The sequence below is a fragment of the Reichenbachiella sp. genome (assembly GCF_039941815.1).
Lineage (GTDB): Bacteria > Bacteroidota > Bacteroidia > Cytophagales > Cyclobacteriaceae > Reichenbachiella.
Map to the genome: position 1 here is coordinate 1 of NZ_JBDVDW010000084.1, position 1,592 is coordinate 1,592.

A 1,592-nucleotide genomic window follows, 5' to 3' on the forward strand; every position below is an offset into this window, starting at 1 on the left:
CTCTAGCATAAACTTTTTTGGTTTAATTTTAACTTTGACGAGCATGACCACTGTGATGGTTTCCATGATTTGCACTCATTTTTCATTAATTGGAGGGAGAGAGTTTTGATATGGCTGCAGAGAGACTATGAAGCACCTTGGGGCGTATGCGGTCTGTATTTATTGTTTTCTGACTTGGAAGGTCTAGATAGAACTTCGGCAATTGAGAGCTTGATTTTTTTAGTTCTTTGAAATTTGTGCTTTTGTTCTTCAGTGCCAACGCTAACTGAGTGGTCTTGCAGGTAGTGCTATATAATTCGCTAGGGTGGGTCCGGGATTCAAATCTCACCGCATTCGTAAGATGTTATTTTCTAGCGTGCGCGTTGGAGACAATGCGTTATAATGTGATAGTGTCTCTAGACTCCAGCAGCGTTAAGCGATGAGAGGGCCCCGGGGATTATGTTACTAAATCGACAAGATTCCACGTTTATCTTTGGAACAATTTCGTCGAAAATGCTGTTTTGTATGACTGAATACGAGACGAATGCCGTTTTGCCTGGCATTGGACCAGGAGAGTTATGTGTGGTTGCAACAGAGAGGCCGTGGATTTGAGCATTTGAGTTATGACTCAAAGATTTGTGTGTTGACTCAAGAATCAGACTTTTCAGTTGCAGATTTGATTTTACATTTGCTGGGTTTGACTTGAGTTGATTTTAATATTATGATATATCATCCCAGTGACGTCGTACATTTTCATGTACATAGCTGGGGGGAATATTGATATGGTCATGCACAGGAACGGGAGGGATATTTTTATATGCAAGTGTAAATTGAGTAAAGGGGATGTTGATCTTGCTCAGAAACACGCCATACAAGATCCAACGTAGGTTGAGGGGTTCCATGCTGGAAAGATATTCTGGTAGTAGGGTATTGGGATATCAGGGTAATGTGTGCCCACCAGTGCCACTTGTTGGATTTGGCCCCCTATGAGGTGAGTTGCCCCCACAACTCGGATGAAATATAAGAGTTGTTCCGTTTTATGTCTGGAGTCAGCCACGCGTACCCGAGCTAGCTGCGTCTATCCCTTTAGAGATCAATCAACACACCTATTTCGCCGCTTATAGACAAGGAGCACAACGGGGTTTCACTGGCGGCATAGTCAGGGCCGGAGATGAAGCTAACGTCCGTAGCCTAACGCAGTATGGGAGGATAAACGCAATTATCAGACAAACGGTGGTAGTCGTAGATGCGCAAGGTCGTATAATATTCGACTCGTCCGCGGTCAAACTACAAAACAAGCATTAAATAAGCCAAGGTCCAGCGGCCGATTTATCGTGGAGGAAGGCCGAATGCATGTCCTTGGTCAAAGTATTGCGTACGAAAAATATCGAATGCTTAAGATGCATTCAGATTGATAAGCACGTGTTGATGAAAACCTCAAAACTTTTTTATGATACTGAGTCATTACTCGAAGGATTGGCTCATACTCATCGTGAGCTGATTCATGCCTTTTCTATGCCTCACCCTGACCCAATTTCTGAGAGGTGTCAACGTGTAAACACATACCAGGTACAAAATATGATTGTTTATGGAAATACGCATATAATGTCAGC

Annotated in this window: 2 protein-coding genes; one reads left to right on the top strand and one right to left on the bottom strand. The window is 43.0% G+C overall.

Annotated features, from left to right (window positions below; genetic code table 11):
- Positions 1-698 precede the first annotated feature (698 nt).
- On the bottom strand, positions 699-881 hold the full coding sequence (locus ABJF11_RS20625) for a hypothetical protein (protein WP_348122194.1): 183 nt from the start codon (positions 879-881) through the stop codon (positions 699-701).
- 526 nt (positions 882-1,407) lie between these two features.
- Here ABJF11_RS20625 and ABJF11_RS20630 point away from each other — a divergent pair.
- The coding region (locus ABJF11_RS20630; protein ID WP_348122195.1) for a hypothetical protein at positions 1,408-1,592 on the top strand (185 nt) is incomplete at its 3' end.

Excerpts from the sequence above, each read along its gene's own strand:
- ABJF11_RS20625 (WP_348122194.1), bottom strand. The coding sequence starts at position 881 with ATGGAACCCCTCAACCTACGTTGGATCTTGTATGGCGTGTTTCTGAGC.